Annotated in this window: 14 protein-coding genes; 6 read left to right on the top strand and 8 right to left on the bottom strand. The window is 73.9% G+C overall.

Annotated features, from left to right (window positions below):
* Positions 1–40: 40 nt before the first annotated feature.
* Entirely contained in the window at positions 41–334 is a 294-nt protein-coding gene (locus BTM25_RS25405) for a DUF4235 domain-containing protein (RefSeq protein WP_103565542.1), read from the top strand.
* A 200-nt stretch (positions 335–534) separates the two neighbouring features.
* Here the strand turns inward: BTM25_RS25405 and BTM25_RS25400 are convergent, their stop codons facing one another.
* Positions 535–1,383: a hypothetical protein gene (locus BTM25_RS25400; protein ID WP_103565886.1), complete on the bottom strand. Its 849-nt coding sequence runs from the start codon at positions 1,381–1,383 to the stop codon at positions 535–537.
* Positions 1,384–1,403: 20 nt separating this feature from the next.
* Positions 1,404–1,700, bottom strand: a complete 297-nt coding sequence (locus tag BTM25_RS25395; protein WP_019631276.1) for a DUF4193 domain-containing protein — start codon at positions 1,698–1,700, stop codon at positions 1,404–1,406.
* A gap of 534 nt (positions 1,701–2,234) precedes the next feature.
* Here BTM25_RS25395 and BTM25_RS25390 point away from each other — a divergent pair.
* Both BTM25_RS25390 and BTM25_RS25385 read left to right on the top strand, forming a co-directional pair.
* Positions 2,235–3,944 (top strand): serine/threonine protein kinase, encoded by a 1,710-nt coding sequence (locus BTM25_RS25390; protein ID WP_103565884.1) that lies wholly within the window; start codon positions 2,235–2,237, stop codon positions 3,942–3,944.
* A 52-nt stretch (positions 3,945–3,996) separates the two neighbouring features.
* Positions 3,997–6,753 (top strand): ABC transporter substrate-binding protein, encoded by a 2,757-nt coding sequence (locus BTM25_RS25385; RefSeq protein ID WP_103565541.1) that lies wholly within the window; start codon positions 3,997–3,999, stop codon positions 6,751–6,753.
* Here BTM25_RS25385 and BTM25_RS25380 read toward each other — a convergent pair.
* Positions 6,746–7,963, bottom strand: a complete 1,218-nt coding sequence (locus BTM25_RS25380; RefSeq protein WP_103565540.1) for a sensor histidine kinase — start codon at positions 7,961–7,963, stop codon at positions 6,746–6,748. The two genes, BTM25_RS25385 and BTM25_RS25380, sit on opposite strands and share 8 nt — an antisense overlap.
* Entirely contained in the window at positions 7,960–8,613 is a 654-nt protein-coding gene (locus BTM25_RS25375) for a response regulator transcription factor (RefSeq protein ID WP_103565882.1), read from the bottom strand. The genes BTM25_RS25380 and BTM25_RS25375 overlap by 4 nt, the downstream gene beginning before the upstream one ends.
* Positions 8,614–8,796: 183 nt before the next feature.
* On the opposite strand from BTM25_RS25375, the gene BTM25_RS29815 reads away from it, so the two are divergent.
* The gene (locus BTM25_RS29815) at positions 8,797–8,961 is read left to right on the top strand and encodes a hypothetical protein (RefSeq protein ID WP_168212238.1); all 165 of its coding nucleotides are present in this window, start codon (positions 8,797–8,799) and stop codon (positions 8,959–8,961) included.
* On the opposite strand, the gene BTM25_RS25370 is transcribed toward BTM25_RS29815, so the two are convergent.
* The gene (locus tag BTM25_RS25370) at positions 8,945–10,168 is read right to left on the bottom strand and encodes a DUF3089 domain-containing protein (RefSeq protein WP_103565539.1); all 1,224 of its coding nucleotides are present in this window, start codon (positions 10,166–10,168) and stop codon (positions 8,945–8,947) included. The two genes, BTM25_RS29815 and BTM25_RS25370, sit on opposite strands and share 17 nt — an antisense overlap.
* Before the next feature lie 57 nt (positions 10,169–10,225).
* On the opposite strand from BTM25_RS25370, the gene BTM25_RS25365 reads away from it, so the two are divergent.
* Positions 10,226–10,876 (top strand): TetR/AcrR family transcriptional regulator, encoded by a 651-nt coding sequence (locus BTM25_RS25365; protein ID WP_103565538.1) that lies wholly within the window; start codon positions 10,226–10,228, stop codon positions 10,874–10,876.
* On the opposite strand, the gene BTM25_RS25360 is transcribed toward BTM25_RS25365, so the two are convergent.
* From BTM25_RS25360 to BTM25_RS30830, 3 genes are read right to left on the bottom strand one after another with little or no spacing between them, the layout of a single operon-like run.
* Positions 10,873–11,682, bottom strand: coding sequence for an inositol monophosphatase family protein (locus BTM25_RS25360; protein WP_103565537.1), 810 nt, complete (start codon positions 11,680–11,682; stop codon positions 10,873–10,875). The two genes, BTM25_RS25365 and BTM25_RS25360, sit on opposite strands and share 4 nt — an antisense overlap.
* On the bottom strand, positions 11,679–12,611 hold the full coding sequence (locus BTM25_RS25355) for a ferrochelatase (protein ID WP_103565536.1): 933 nt from the start codon (positions 12,609–12,611) through the stop codon (positions 11,679–11,681). Before BTM25_RS25355 ends, BTM25_RS25360 begins: the two co-directional genes overlap by 4 nt.
* A gap of 14 nt (positions 12,612–12,625) precedes the next feature.
* Positions 12,626–13,810: a lytic transglycosylase domain-containing protein gene (locus BTM25_RS30830; RefSeq protein ID WP_328589680.1), complete on the bottom strand. Its 1,185-nt coding sequence runs from the start codon at positions 13,808–13,810 to the stop codon at positions 12,626–12,628.
* A 135-nt stretch (positions 13,811–13,945) separates the two neighbouring features.
* Here BTM25_RS30830 and BTM25_RS25345 point away from each other — a divergent pair, with 135 nt between their 5' ends.
* Positions 13,946–15,256, top strand: a complete 1,311-nt coding sequence (locus BTM25_RS25345) for a D-arabinono-1,4-lactone oxidase (RefSeq protein WP_103565534.1) — start codon at positions 13,946–13,948, stop codon at positions 15,254–15,256.

Below are 15,256 nucleotides of genomic sequence, written 5' to 3'. Positions count from 1 at the left end.
GTAGCGTCGTGATCAGGATTGGACGATCGGGAGGACGAAGATGGCGGACAAGGGCGACATCGGCTGGCGGCTGATGGCCGGGGCCGCGGCGTTCGCGGGCGGCTGGGCCGCCAAGAAGGCGATCGGCGTCGCCTGGAAGAAGAGCACCGGCAAGGAGCCGCCGGTCAACCCCGAGTCGCCGGACGTGGCGCTGAGCGAGGCGATCGGCTGGGTCGTCGTCGTCGGCATCGGCGTCGAGGTCGCGCGGCTGCTCGCCACCCGCGCCGCCGCGCGGCAGTGGGCGAAGGGAACCGGGGAACTGCCGTCCCAGCTCATGGCGGACGCCGCGCCCTGACGCTGTATTTCAAGAGTCCCGGCCCGCTGCGCTCGCCTGGCGGCTCGCTCCGCGACCGTGCCTCGGCGAGCGCGGCATCGCTCCGCGATCTTCGGGCCGGGACTCGCCTTCGGCGTCGTCCCGGCCCTCAGCCAACGCGCTCGCGCGGTGGTTGAGGCGTCGTGACAGCGCGCTGGGCCGCCCCGTCCGGACGGCGGTGGTCAGCGTTCGTCGGCCCGAGGCAGGCGCAGAACCTTGGCCGGGGACGTCCCCGGAACGGCCGACGACACGACGATGCCGGGTCCCGCGCGGCGCAGGTCGGCGCGGACGGCGCCGGCGAGCCGTCGCGTGGCGGCGCGGTTCAGCGCGGCCCCGGCGGCGGCGCCGGTCAGGAACGGGCCAATCGTGGTCAGGCTGCGCCCGAGCGTCTTCAGCAGCCGTTTGCGGAGGGCGGACTTGGCGGCGGTCCCGAGCGCGCCGGTGAGCGTCCCCTCCTCCAGCGGGTCGATGCCCCGCCGTTTGGCCCAGGCCGTCACGTAGGACGTCGCCCGGACCGTTCCCGAGCCCTCGACGCGCACCCCGTACACCTCGTGCAGCTCGGCGATCATCTTCACCTCGATGGCCGCGACCACCAGGGTCTCGGCGACGAGCTGGGCGGGCGCGGTGAGCAGCAGCGGCGGCGCGGTGAACTGCACCGCCGCGAGCGCTCCGCCCGCCGCCCCGACGGCGGTGGTGCCGTGCCCCGCCATCCGCACCACGCTGTCGGCCAGGGCCTCCCCCGCCAGGCCGTGGTGGTGCTCGCGCAGCGTCGCGAGATCGCGGACGGGGATGTGCGGTGCGGCGGCGACGAGCAGGTCGGCGAGCCAGCGGCCCCCCGCCACCCCTGCCGTCCCGGCACGGCGCGCGTTGGCGCCGAGCAGGCGCGCCAGCCGTGCGAGCAGCCGGCCGCGGGTCTCGCGGTCCATGTCGCCCGGCACGGCGAGGCGCCCGATGAGCGCGCCGATCTCGGTGGAGCCGTCGTCGGGCGGCTCCGCCGCGTCCCGGCCCGTGCCGGTCGTCCCGTCCGTCATCCCGTCCTTCACCGCGCCGCTCAGGCGGCGCACTCGCGGCAGACCAGCCTGCCGTTCTTCTCGCTGGCGAGCTGGCTGCGGTGGTGCACCAGGAAGCACCGGGTGCAGGTGAACTCGTCGGCCTGCCGCGGCACCACGCGGAAGGTCAGCTCCTCGTTGGAGAGATCGGCGCCCGGAAGCTCCGCGACCTCGCCGGCGTCCAGGTCCTCGTCGATGATGCTCGCGGCCTTGTCGGCCCGCCGAGCCTGGAGTTCCTGAAGGCTGTCCTCGTTGATGTCGTCGTCGGTCTTGCGTGGGCTGTCGTAGTCGGTCGCCATCTTGGTGTCTCCATCCCCCTCGATGCTTTATGCGCCCCGTCGCGCGGATCTAACGCGCGAAGGGCCGTTCTTGTGCCCGATCCGGGCGGGAAATTCTGTCACGTGCGGTGAGCTGCGACACACGAGGCGCGACCACCTCCACGGTTGACGGTCGACATCGACATGGCCGCCGATGATGTGGTTTACGTCACCTTCGCGCAGGTTGTCACGGTGTGGAGCAGACCGTGACCTCCGGCTGGGCAACCCACGGCGGCCGGGATCATATCGGTACCCAGTGCCCGGCGCGCACCAACCTCACACGCGCCGCGCCGGTCCGGTTCTCACCGGACCACGGGGACGGGACGCGTCCGGCGGGCGCCGGGGACGGTCCGGAGCGAAAGGACCGAACCACGAGCTTCGGTGAAACGTCCGAACTAACGCGATATCGTGCCCGCCTGAGACCGGGGCGGCCCCGTGGAGGACGGGGCGCGCCGCACGGCCGGGCCGGGCCGGGATCGACGGCGGGCACATTCACTGCGGGTGGAGGAACTGGACATGCCGGATGCCGCTCCCCTGGAGCCAGGGGACCCCCGGGCGCTGGGACAGTACGAGGTGGTCGGGCGACTCGGCGCGGGCGGGCAGGGCGCGGTGTTCCTCGGCCGGGTCCGCGGCGGCGGCGCCTACGTGGCGATCAAGCTGCTGCACACCCAGATGGCGTCCGACCCGTCCGCACGCGCCCGGTTCACCCGGGAGGTCGCGGCGGCGCAGAAGGTCGAGCCGTTCTGCACGGCGCGCGTCCTTGAGGCCGACGTCCAGGGCGACCAGCCCTACGTCGTCAGCGAGTTCATCGACGGGCCGTCCCTGCACGACGCCATCGCGCACAACGGGCCGTTCGGGCGCGAGGAGCTGGAGCGGCTCGCGATCGGCACCGTGACGGCGCTCGCGGCGATCCACGAGGCGGGGATCGTCCACCGCGACTTCAAGCCGAACAACGTCATGCTGGCGGCCGACGGGCCCCGCGTCGTCGACTTCGGCATCGCGCGGACCGTCAACTCGCAGGAGAGCGCGGTCACCGCGACCGGCATGGTCGTCGGGACGCCCGGCTACCTCGCCCCCGAGCAGCTCACCGGCGCGCCGCTGACCCCTGCCGTGGACATCTTCGCGTGGGGCGCGACGATGGTGTTCGCCGCGACCGGGCAGTCGCCGTTCGAGGCCGAGACGCTGCCGGTCATCATCAACAAGATCCTCAACGACGAGCCGGACCTGTCGGCGCTGCCGGCGGGCCATCTGCGCGACCTCATCGGCCGCTGCCTGTCCAAGGACGCCGGGCTCCGCCCGCCCGCCGCGCAGCTCCTGCTGTTCCTGCTGGACGGCGCGGGGGCCGCGCCCGCCGGGCAGGGCGCGGACGCCGAGGCGCTGATGAACCAGGGCACCCGGATCGCGTCCCAGCTTCCGGCGCCGCCCGCCCCGCCCGCACAGCGTGCGCCCCGGCAGCCGCCGCAGCAGGCGATCACGCCGCCGCCGATGCCGCTGAACCAGGCCGGGTACGGGCAGCCGGGGATGGGGCAGCCGGGGATGGGCCAGGCGGGGCCGCACACGCCGCCGCCGCAGCCGCTGACGCCGCCGCCCATGCCGATGTACCAGGGCGGCCCGCCGCCGGGTCCGGGGACGCCGCCGCCGATGCGGGCGCCCGGGACGCCGGGGCCGATGCCGATGAACGTGCCGGGTCCGTACGGCCCGCCGCCGCCCAAGTCGTCCGGGACGAACCCGGGGGTGTTCATCGGGATCGGGTGCGGCGTGCTCGCCCTGCTCGCCCTCATCGCCGTCGTGGTGGTCGTCGTCGTGGCCAACAGCGGCGGGGACGACGACCCGATCATCGACTACTCGCCGACCCCGACGTTCAGTTCGGCGCTCGGCGGCGGGCTCATCGGGACGTACAAGGGCACGGGCTACCAGCCGAACACCTCGTCCGGCGGCGAGTCGTTCACGCCGGCGTTCTACCTGCTCGGCAAGTCCGGCACGGCGACCTACCGCTACACCGACGGGCACAGCACCTGCTACACCAAGCTGACGCTGATGCCGGAGAACACCAGCAGCGTGCGCTACGTGTACCGCGAGGAGTCGCTGCTGTCGGACAAGTCGCAGTGCGCGGACGGGTACGTGAGCTTCCTGCCGTCGTCCTCGACCACCATGCGGTGGGAGTGGCGGCAGAGCACGCCGACGGCGGGCACCGCGCTCGCGTACGGGACGGTGACCAAGCAGTAGCGCGTCTCCCTCCGTCCCCGTCCGCCGTCCTCCCGTCCGGAGGTGTTCCGCCGTGCCCGCCACGTCGTCCCTGCGTCCCGGCGACCCCGAACGGCTCGGCCGGTACCGGCTGACCGGCCTGCTCGGCGAGGGCGGCCAGGGGTCGGTGTTCCTCGCCGCCGCGGCCGACGGGCCGCCGGACGAGCGCGTCGCGGTGAAGCTGCTGCACGCCCGGTTCAGCGGGGACGCGCGGGCGCGGTCGCGGTTCGCCGCCGAGGTCGCGGTCGCGCGGCGGGTCGCGCCGTTCTGCACCGCGCGGATCGTGGACGCCGACGTGGACGGCGACCGGCCCTACATCGTCAGCGAGTTCATCGACGGGCCGTCGCTGCTGGAGGTGCTGCGGATGCGCGGCCCCCGGTCGGGCCCGGAGCTGGACCGGCTGGCGATCGGGACGATGACGGCGCTCACCGCGATCCACGAGGCGGGGATCGTCCACCGGGACTTCAAGCCGGGCAACATCCTGCTCGCCCACGACGGCCCGCGCGTGATCGACTTCGGGATCGCGCGGGCGCTGGACGCGACCGGCACGCTGTCCAGCACGGCCGTCGGGACGCCCGCGTACATGGCGCCCGAGCAGATCTCCGGCGCGGCGGTCGGGCCGGCGGCGGACGTGTTCGCCTGGGGCGCGACGATGGTCTACGCGGCGTCGGGACGGCCCGCGTTCGGCCAGGACTCGATCCCGGCCGTCATGCACCGCATCCTCAACCTGCCGCCCGACCTCGGGCTGATGACGGGCCCGCTGCGCGACGTGGTGGCCGACTGCCTGGCCAAGGACCCGGCGCGGCGCCCGGCGTCCCGCGACGTGCTGCTGCGGCTGCTGTCGCTGGCGGGCGGCGCGCCCGCGCCGGGCGGACGGCCCGCCGACGTCCTCGGCCAGGGCGCCGCCGCCGCGTCCACCTACACCGGCGCGGGCACGCACACGTCCCACGACGCGGCCACGCCCGCGCCGCACGGCGCAGGCACGGCGCACGACGCGGCCACGACGCACAGCGCGGGGGCGCAGGCCCACGGCGCGGCAGGGGCGCACGGGGGCGCGCAGGGCCGGCCGGGGGCGGTGGCGGCGCCGCCGTTGCCGCCGTGGGGCGGGCCGGGGGCACCGCAGCCGTGGGCGACCGTCCCGGCCGGGCAACCTGCGCGGCCGGGACGGCGCAGGGGCATCGCGGTGCTGGCCGGCGGGGGCGGCGCGGCGGTCGTCGCGGTGGCCGTGGCGGCGGTGCTGCTGCTCCCGCACGGCGGCGGGCCGGGCATCAGCGCGTCGACCGGCGCGGGGAGCGTCGGCGGGACGCTCACGGTCTCCGCGTCCGCCCTGGAGTCGTCCGTCGGGGCGATCGACCCGGCCGCCGACCTCGGCGGCCCCACCGAGCGGACGATCACCAAGTCCCTCTTCACCGGCCTCACCGAGATCGCGCCGGACGGCAAGCTGCTGAACCGCATGGCGACGTCCCTGACGCCGAACGGCGACTGCACGCACTGGACGATCGCCGTCCGGTCCGGGACGACGTTCAGCGACGGTGAGCCGGTCGACGCCGCCGCGTTCGCCCGGGGCTGGTCCCGCACCGCGCAGAACCCCAACGGCGGCGCCTCGTTCGTCATGCGCGGCATCAAGGGCTACGACGAGGTCTCGACGGGCAAGGCCGACACCCTGACCGGCGTGACGGCCGACGGATCGACCCTCCAGGTGGACCTGCAGTCCCCCGAGTGCGACTTCCCGCTCCGCGTCGCGGGCCTCCCGTTCGTGCCGGCGCCGAAGAACGCGGGACGCTACAACGACACGTCCTACCGCGTGAACCCGGTCGGGAACGGGCCGTTCAAGCTCGCCGGGACGTCGTCCAGCGCGATCACGCTCGTCCGCAACAAGGCGTGGGCGTTCGGTTCGACTCCGCTGGACAAGGTCACGCTGAAACTGAGCGAGGACGCGACCAGGGCCGGGATGTCCGGCCTGGCTTCGGGGACGCTCGGTTTCTCCCCGCTCAGTTCGTCCGCGCAGGGAACGACGGGCACGCGGCTCACCAGGACGATCCCCGGCTCGCGGTTCCTGCTCCCCCTGACCGCGCGCGGCCCGATGGCCGACCGCAACGCGCGGCTGGCGGTGTCGTACGCGCTGGACCGGCGGCAGGCCGTCGCGGCGGCCGGCCCCGGCTACGCCGCCGCGACGGGCATCGTCCCGGCCGCGACGCCCGGCTACGGCAACCCGGGCGTGTGCCCGTCGTGCGCGCGGCAGGACGTCGCCAAGGCCGTCCAGCTCGCGACGGACGCCAAGCTGCCGAGCGGATCGACGGTCCGGCTCTACACGATGAACTTCCCGTCGCAGCGCAACCTGGCCGAGGTCGTGCAGAGCCAGCTCCGGCAGGTGCTCGGCTGGAACGTCGAGATCAAGTCCTACGACCGGTACCCGGCGCTGGCCAAGGCGGTGTCGGCGGGCGACGCGTCCGGGCTCGTCCTGTACGCGTGGACGGCCGACGTCCCGACCGCCGAACTCCTGCTCGGCCCGCTGCTCGGCGACCCGGCCGTCTACGGCGACGACGGCCTCGGCAACTTCGGGCGCTGGCGCGACGGACCGTTCGACACCCTGCTCGCCGAGGTCGCCCGCACCCCGGACGCGTCCCGGCGGCTCGACCTCGCCCGGCAGGCCGAGAAGATCGCGGCGGACGCCCTGGCGATCGTCCCGCTGGTGGACATCGGCGTCGGCGCCGCCTACGACCCGCAGTACACCGGGCTGCGCCTCGACCTGGACGGCGACCCGACGCTGGCCACCGCCGCGCTCAAGTAGGCGGCGCGAGCGGCAGCCGGATCGTGAGGATGAGCCCGCCGCCCGTCCGGGACGTCGCGTAGAGCGTCCCCCGGTGCGCCAGCACCACCGACCGGACGATCGACAGCCCGAGCCCCGCGCCCTTCGCCGACTCCACCCGGTCGGAGTTCAGCCGCCGGAACGGCTCGAACAGCCGCTCGACCTCGTACGCCGGGACGTTCGGGCCGGTGTTCTCCACCTGGACGGTCGCGAAGCCGTCCAGGACGCCCGTCCGGACCCAGACCTCGCCGCCGTCGTCGTTGTGCTTGATCCCGTTGTCCACCAGGTTCGACACCAGGTGCTCCAGCAGGACCGGGTCGCCGAGCGCGGTGCCCGCCGTCAGCTCCGGGTGCAGGGCGACGTCGTTGTCGTGGTCGCGGCGCCCGGCGTTCTCCAGGACGGTCCGGGCGACGTCCGCGAGGTCGACCGGGGTGCGGGTCGTCAGCTCCCGCTCGCTGCGCGCCAGCAGCAGCAGGCCCTCGATCAGCCGCTCGTGCCGGGCGTTGGTGGCCAGCAGCGTCCGCCCGACGGCGCGCAGGTCGTCGGAGACCTCCTCGTCGCCGAGCGCCACCTCCAGCAGCGTCCGGTTGATCGCCAGCGGCGTCCGCAGCTCGTGCGACGCGTTCGCGACGAAGCGGCGCTGGGAGTCGAACGCCTGCCCGAGACGCTCCAGCATCGCGTCGAACGTGTCGGCCAGCTCCTTGATCTCGTCGGCCGGGCCCTGGAGCGCGATGCGCTCGTGCAGGGTGCTCTCCGACAGCCGCCGCGCCGTCGCCGTCACGCGCTGGAGCGGGCTGAGCGCCCGGTCCGCGACGAAGTAGCCGAGGACGACCGCCAGCACCGCCACGCCCGCGAACGCCACCAGCGACCGCGCGACGAGCTGCCGCATCGTCTCCTCGACGAACCGGCGCTGGAGCTCGGCCGCCTCCTCGTCGGTGATCCCGAACCCGATCACCTTGATGTTGCCGAGGATGTTCGCGACCAGCACCGACATCACGAACAGCAGCAGCGCGCCCGCGAGCAGGAACAGCAGCCCGTACAGGGCCGTCAGCCGCAGCCGGACGCTCACCCGCCCGAACGGGCCGCGCATCCCGCCCGTCCGCAGGCTCCGGCCGCTCTGCGCGGGGCGCGGGAACTGCTGCGGCCCCGGCCCGCGCCACTCCTTCTGCTCGGGCTCGGTCTCCTGCGTCACAGCCGGTACCCCACTCCCGGCACCGTCTCGATCACGGCGGGCTCCCCGAGCTTCTTGCGCAGCGTCATCATCGTCACGCGGACCACGTTCGTGAACGGGTCGATGTGCTCGTCCCACGCCTTCTCCAGCAGGTGCTCGGAGCTGACCACCGCGCCGTCCGCGCCGAGCAGCACCTCCAGCACCGCGAACTCCTTGCGGGTCAGGTCCACCGGACGGCTCTCGCGCCACACCTCACGCCGCGCCGGGTCCAGCCGGACCCCGGCGCGCTCCAGCACCGGCGGCCGGGGCGCCGCCGCGCGCCGGCCGAGCGCCCGGACGCGCGCGATCAGCTCCTTGAACGCGAACGGCTTGGCCAGGTAGTCGTCGGCGCCGAGGGTCAGGCCCTCGACGCGGTCGTCCAGCTCGCCCGCCGCCGTCAGCATGATGATCCGGGCCGGGTACCGCTCGTCCACCAGCCTGCGGCACACCTCGTCGCCGTGGACCTTCGGCAGGTCGCGGTCCAGCACGATCACGTCATAGGCGTTGACCGAGGCCCGTTCCAGCGCGCCCGCGCCGTCATAGGCCACGTCCACCGCCAGCGCGTCGCGGCGCAGGCCGGTGGCGATGGCGTCGGCGAGCACCCGCTCGTCCTCGACGACCAGAACACGCACGTCCCGTTCCCCCTCCTCGCGGACCCGTCCTCCCAGGTATCCCACGCGGCCCGTAAGACGTCCGTAAGACGTTCACCTGCGGTTCTTATCGTGTTGCCGGGCGACAGGGCAAAATCCTCATTAGAACAGGTTTAGCTTAAGGAAAGATCTGGGTACCGAAAGCCTGATTCCGGGAGGAGGCCCATGGGCGAGTTGACCCGCACCATCCAGCAGCGCCTCGACGACGCCTACGCGTCCCTGCGCACCGCCCGCGCCGACGGCGACACCTATCTGGCCGACATCCGGCAGGAAGAGATCAACGAGCTGCTGCGCATCGCGGCGAACAACGACATCAGCCTGCCGGACTGAGCTTCGGACGAGCGCCCAGGTAGGCGTTCGTCTGGAGCGCCGCCAGGCGTTGCAGGTCCCCTTGGACGAGGTCGTAGTCGGCCATGTGAAGCCCCATGACGTTGCGGGGCGTCGGGACCACGTAGTAGGCGAAGGGCGTCATGTCGCCGCCGATGTCGTCCACCCGGGGGTCGGCGGGGTCCCGGTGGACGGTGATCTCGAAGAAGCTGTAGCCCTCCCGGTGGACGCAGCGGCCCGTCACGAAGCGCGGCGTGCGGACGAACGCGGTGGTGACCGTCCCGTGGTCGGCCCGGACCCAGGGCCCCGGGGCCTGCCACGTGAAGTACGGGTACTGGCCGAACGGGAACCGCGCCGGGAAGTAGGAGTCGAGCCAGGTGCTCGCGGCCGGATCGGTGCCGGGCTTCAGGAGCGTCGCGGGGTTGACGCAGGGGAAGTGCGTCCCGTCGGCGGGGTCGCGCCCGAACAGCGACGGGAGCAGGGCGTTCGCGGTCGGCGCGCGGTCCGCGCGGTAGGACGCCCACGTCGCGACGCAGCCGATCTGCCGGTAGCGCGAGCACAGCGGCGTGGTGCGCGAGACTCCGGCGGCGGACGGCATGTAGGCGCCGATCAGCCGGGCGTGGAGCCGCGGGTCCGGGTCGATCTGCTCGTGCAGGAGGCGTTCGACCATGCCGGCGCCCTGGGAGTGGCCGAGCAGCAGGAACCCGCGTCCGCCGTTGTCGTGCGCGAGGTAGTGCTTCCAGGCGCGCAGCACGTCGGCGTAGGCGAAGGCGTCCGCGGCGCGCTGCTTGGCGGTGTCGGACGAGCGGCCGTCGATGATGGCGGTCAGCGTGATCTGCCGGTACGCGGGGGCGAAGACGCGGCAGGTCGACCCGAACCTGGCCGCCTGCTGGCGGGTGATCAGGCCCTCGGCGTCGGGCGACCAGTTCATGTCGCTGTTCATGCCGGGGTCGCCGGACACGGTCGGGTAGACGTAGAAGCAGTCCACGGGCGGAGCGGTCGCGCGCCGGGCGTGTTCCACCGACAGCCGTCCGTCGGCGGGGACCACGGTGGCGTCCAGGTCGTCGCCGCACGGGCCGCGCACGCCCGGCCGGCAGATCCAGGACCGGGCCTGCCCGTAGTCGGGGTCGCCGTCGGCGCGGGCCGCCGGGGCGATCAGGAGGGCCAGCGCGCTCGCGAGCGCGAGCGTGATGAGGGGACGTGCGCGCATGTTCGGCCTCCCGGCCGCGCGGTGATGGAACGGCCGATAATATACAGATCCAGGATCATGTCTACTTTTTCCGAAGACCGGAGTCCACGTCCGGCCAAGCGCAGGGGACGGCCCCCCGGCGGCGGCCTCACCCCGGCGCAGGCGCGGGCGGCGCTGCTGGACGCCGCCGAGCGGTCCGTCCTGGAGTCCGGCGCGACGGCGACGACGATGGAGGCGATCGCGCGGCGGAGCGGGTACACGCGCGCCGTGCTCTACCGCCATTTCGCAAACCGCGACGAGGTCGTCGGCGCGCTCGCGCTCCGCGCCGCCGAGCGGTCCGTCGCCGAGGCCACCGCCCGCTACGTGGGCCCGCTCGACCCGCAGGAGGTGATCACCGAGTCGCTGGTGTTCGTGGCGACCGAGGTGGCCCGCGACCCGCTGCTCGCCCGGCTGACGGGCGACGGAGGCTTCGCGCGCCTGGTCACCGCCCATCCGGAGATCGCCGCGCTGCTCACCGAGAGCTACGAGTTCGGCCTCGCGAACTGCTCGCCGGAACGCCTGCGGCCGGGGCTCACCGCCACCGAGGCGGCCGGGTACGTCCTGTCCATCGCGCTGGCCCTGCTCATGGGGGCCGTCCCGCACGCCGACGACCCCGAGGCCGTCCGCCGCTACGTCCGGGCGTTCGTGCTGCCCGCGCTGTTCACCGACCCGCCGCCGCTGCCCGGCTAGTCGTGCGCGGGGTCCAGCGGGGCCAGCAGGGCGTGCAGGGACTCGAAGGTGCCGGGGCCGGCGGCGAGCGTGAACTCCGGGCTCATCGGGGCGCCGTCCAGGCCCGCGACGCGTCCGCCCGCCTCGGCGACGATCAGCGCGCCCGCCGCGACGTCCCACGCCTGCGTGCCGCGCTCGTAGTAGGCGTCCACCCGGCCCGCCGCGACGGCGCACAGATCGATGCAGGCCGAGCCGCCCCGGCGGATGTCCCGGACGTTCGGCAGCACGCCCCGCAGCACCTCGGCCTGGTGGGCGCGGCGGCCGGACGCGTAGCCGAAGCCCGTCGCGACGAGCGCCTGCGCCAGCGGCACGTTCTCGTTGACCCGCAGCCGCCGCCGTCCGCCCGCCGTCTCCAGGAACGCGCCGCCGCCCCGGCTCGCCGTGTAGACCTCGCCCCGGCGCGGGATGACGATCGCGCCCGCGACCGGGACGCCGTCGGCCTCCGCGCCGATGCTCACCGCCCAGTCCGGCAGGTCGTACAGGTAGTTGACGGTCCCGTCGATCGGGTCGATCACCCAGCGGACGCCGGAGCCGCCGCCGGTCTCGCCGCCCTCCTCGCCGAGGAACGCGTCGCCCGGCCGGGCCTCGGCGATCCGCTCCACGATCAGCTTCTCGGCGGCGCGGTCCATCGCGGTGACGACGTCGGTCGGGCTCGACTTGGTCTGGACGACGTCGGGGCCCGCGGCGGGCCGCTCCTGGACCAGCATCCGGGCCGCCTCGCGGGCGGTCGCGACGGCGAGTTCGAGCAGGTCCTCGGGGCGGGTCATCGGTCGTCTCCGGTGCGGTCGGCGAGCAGCGTGCGGGGCAGGGTCGCGAAGCGGGGGTCGGCGCCCGGCGTGGCGGCCCGGACGAACGCGAGCCCGAGCTTGTCGGCCACGTCCGCCGCCTGCACGTCCAGGTCGTACTTGACCTCCATGTGGTCGGACACGAACCCGACCGGCACGACGACGACCGCGTCGTGCCCGGCGTTGTGCAGCCGTTCCAGGTGGTCGCCGACGTCGGGCTCCAGCCACGGCTGGCTCGGCGGCCCGCTGCGGCTCTGGTAGACGAGTTCCCACGGGTGGCCGGGCGCGGCCCGCTCGGCGACGCGCGCGGCGACGACCGCGAGTTCGGCCGCGTAGGTCTCCCGTCCGGGCTGCGCGAGCGGGACGCTGTGCGCGGTGAACGCCAGCGGGGCGCCCGCGCGCAGGTGGGCGGGCAGTTCGGCGAGCGCGGCGCGGACGGCGTCCACCAGCGGCTCCACGAACCCCGGCCGGTCGTAGTAGACGGGCAGTTTCTCGATCTCGGGCGCGCCGGGCACCTCGGCCCGCGCCCGCTCGATCGCCTCGACGTACTGGTCGCACGCCGAATAGCCGCTGTAGGCGGACGTGACGAACGCGGCGGCGCGGCGGATCCCGTCGTCGCGCATCGCGCGGACGGCGTCGGCGAGGAACGGGTCCCAGTGCCGGTTGCCCCAGTAGACGGGGAGGTCGAGGCCGTGCGCGGCGAAGTCCGCCTCGATCGCGGCCTTCAGCGCGCGGCAGTGGCCGTTGATCGGGCTGACGCCGCCGAACAGCATGTAGTGCTCGCCGACGACCGCGAGCCGTTCGCGCGGGACGTTGCGCCCCCGCGTGACGTTCTCCAGGAACGGGATCACGTCGCCCGGCCCCTCGGGGCCGCCGAACGACACCAGGAGCAGCGCGTCGTAGGACGTCATGCCCCCATCCAACCTCACGAGAAGCGGGCGGCGTACGCGTGGGCCAGATTGAGCACCTTCTGGACGTACCAGTCGGCGTGGTTGTAGTGCCAGATCGCCTGGTAGAGGGACCGGCCGCCCTTTCCGGCGCCGTTGGCGCACAGGTACTTGGCCGCGCCGGGGATGGCGTCGTAGGGGTTCATGATGTCGGCCTTGCCGTCGCCGTCGCCGTCCACGCCGTAGGACTTCCACGTGGCGGGCATGAACTGCATCGGCCCGTAGGCCCCGGCGCTGGACCGTCCGGCGTTGCGCCCGTGGTCGCTCTCGACCTGGCCGATGGCGGCGAGCACGGTCCACGACAGGCCGGGGCAGCTCGTCGCGGCCTGCTTGTAGAGGTCGAGGTAGTTGCCGGGCCGCTGCCCGCCGCCGGACGGCTGGTACCGCTTCTCGTGCAGGTTGACGCCGCTGACGCCCGTCCCGAGCGCCTTCTGGACGGCCGCGGCGAGCTTGGCCGGGTCCACGCCGGGCGCGTTGACGAGCACCGCCACGTTCTGGACCAGGCCCATGTCGGTCCCGGTCTTGCGGCTGACGAGCATGTCGATGCCGGGCAGGCCGAGGTCGCCGGACCCGCCCATCGTGACGTGCGGAACGGTCTTGGCGACGATCGGGTACGGCTGCCCGGGGCTCAGCCCGAGCTGGGTCGCGGCGGACTTGGACGTGACGAACCGGTCCCCGGCGAGGGCCGTCCACAGTTCGGTGTTCTTGGCGGTGCCGGGCGGCGTCCAGGAACGGAACGCCGACGGATCCACCGCGAAGGTGTTCACCGCCCGCCCCTGCAACTGGACGGCGCCGCCCGCGACGGAGATGACCGAGTTGATGCGCTTGACTCGGCGCAGCCGGTCGATGCGCTCCTGCGGGATCGGCTGCCCGCTGGAGACCGCGAGGACGTCCGGCGGGACGACCCGGCGCAGCGGCGCTAGTTGCCCGGTGTCGTCCACGGTCGTGACCGGCGAGCCCGCGACGCGCGGCGGGTCGCTGTGCCGGCCGCCGCCGTCGCCGCCGTTCCGGGCGAGGACGGCGTACGCGCCGCCGCCGAGCGCGGCGGCGGCCAGCGCGGACGCGGCGGCGACCGCGACCACCGGCCGGACGCGGCGGCGCGGGGCCTTCGGCGTCCCCCGGCGCGAGCGACCGGTGTCGCGGGGCGGTGAAGACGGAGACACGGCCAATCCCCTGCAAGAGTCGGTACGGGTGAGACGAGACTAACCGCCCGGTCCGGACACATGCCCCGCCGGTCAGCCCGCCCGGACTGGAACGTGAACTTTCCTCATGAACACTCGGACGAGTAGCATCCCCCCATGTCTCCCGCGAGCACCGAGAACTGGCGGAACTGGGCCGGAAACCAGCACGCGTCCCCGCGCCGCGCGACGACCCCGCGCACGACCGCCGAGGTGGCCGAGGCCGTCCGCGCCGCCGCCGACGACGGCCTGACCGTCCGCATGGCCGGCGCCGGCCACTCCTTCACCGGCGCGGCCGTCGCCGACGGCGTCCTGCTGCGCCCGGACGGGCTGACGGCCGTCCGCTCGGTCGACACCGCCGGCGGGCTCGTCACCGTCGAGGCCGGGCTGCCGCTGCACCGGCTCAACGCCGTCCTCGCCGACCACGGCCGCGCGCTCGCCAACATGGGCGACATCCAGGAGCAGACCGTCGCGGGCGCCCTCCAGACCGCCACGCACGGCACCGGACGCGACGCCGCCGGGCTCGCCTCCCAGGTCGCGGCGCTGGAACTCGTCCTCGCCGACGGCAGCGTCGTGACCTGCTCGCCCTCCGAGCGGCCGGACCTGTTCGACGCCGCCCGCGCCGGGCTCGGCGCGCTCGGGATCGTCACCGCGATCACGTGGCGGACCGTCCCGGCGTTCCTGCTGCGCGCCGAGGAGGCGCCGATGCGGTGGGACGAGGTCCTGTCCCGCATCGACGAGTTCGACGCCGCCAACGAGCACTTCGAGTTCTACTGGTTCCCCCACACCGAGGGGTGCAGCACCAAGCGCAACAACCGGACCGACGGCCCCGCCGCGCCGCTGTCGCCCGTCAAGTACTGGCTGGACGACAAGTTCCTGTCCAACACGGTGTTCGGGTGGATCAACCGGGTGACGCACCGCGTCCCGGCGGCGGCACCGGCCATCAACAAGGTGTCGGCCAAGGCGCTCGGCGCGCGTACCTACACCGACACGTCGTACAAGGTGTTCACCAGTCCGCGGACCGTCCGGTTCAAGGAGCAGGAGTACGCGATCCCGCGCGAGCAGCTCGTCCCGGCGCTCAAGGAGCTGCGGGCGCTGTTCGACAGGCGGGACTGGCGGATCAGCTTCCCGATCGAGGTCCGGATGCTGCCGGAGGAGGACGCCTGGCTGTCGATGGCGCACGGCCGCCGGAGCGCGTTCATCGCCGTCCACGTCTACAACCGCGACCCGCACGAGGACTACTTCGGCGGAATCGAGGACCTGCTGACCGGAATGGGCGGGCGCCCGCACTGGGGCAAGCTCCACACGCGTGACGCCGCGTACCTGGAGTCGGTCTACCCGCGCTTCGGCGACTTCCGCGCGCTGCGCGACGAGCTGGATCCCGACCGCCGCTTCGCCAACCCCTACACCCGGCGCGTCTTCGGCGACTGA

The sequence above is a fragment of the Actinomadura rubteroloni genome (assembly GCF_002911665.1).
Classification (GTDB): domain Bacteria; phylum Actinomycetota; class Actinomycetes; order Streptosporangiales; family Streptosporangiaceae; genus Spirillospora; species Spirillospora rubteroloni.
Note: the sequence above shows the minus strand (reverse complement) of the source record. Positions and strands in the feature narration are given on the sequence as shown.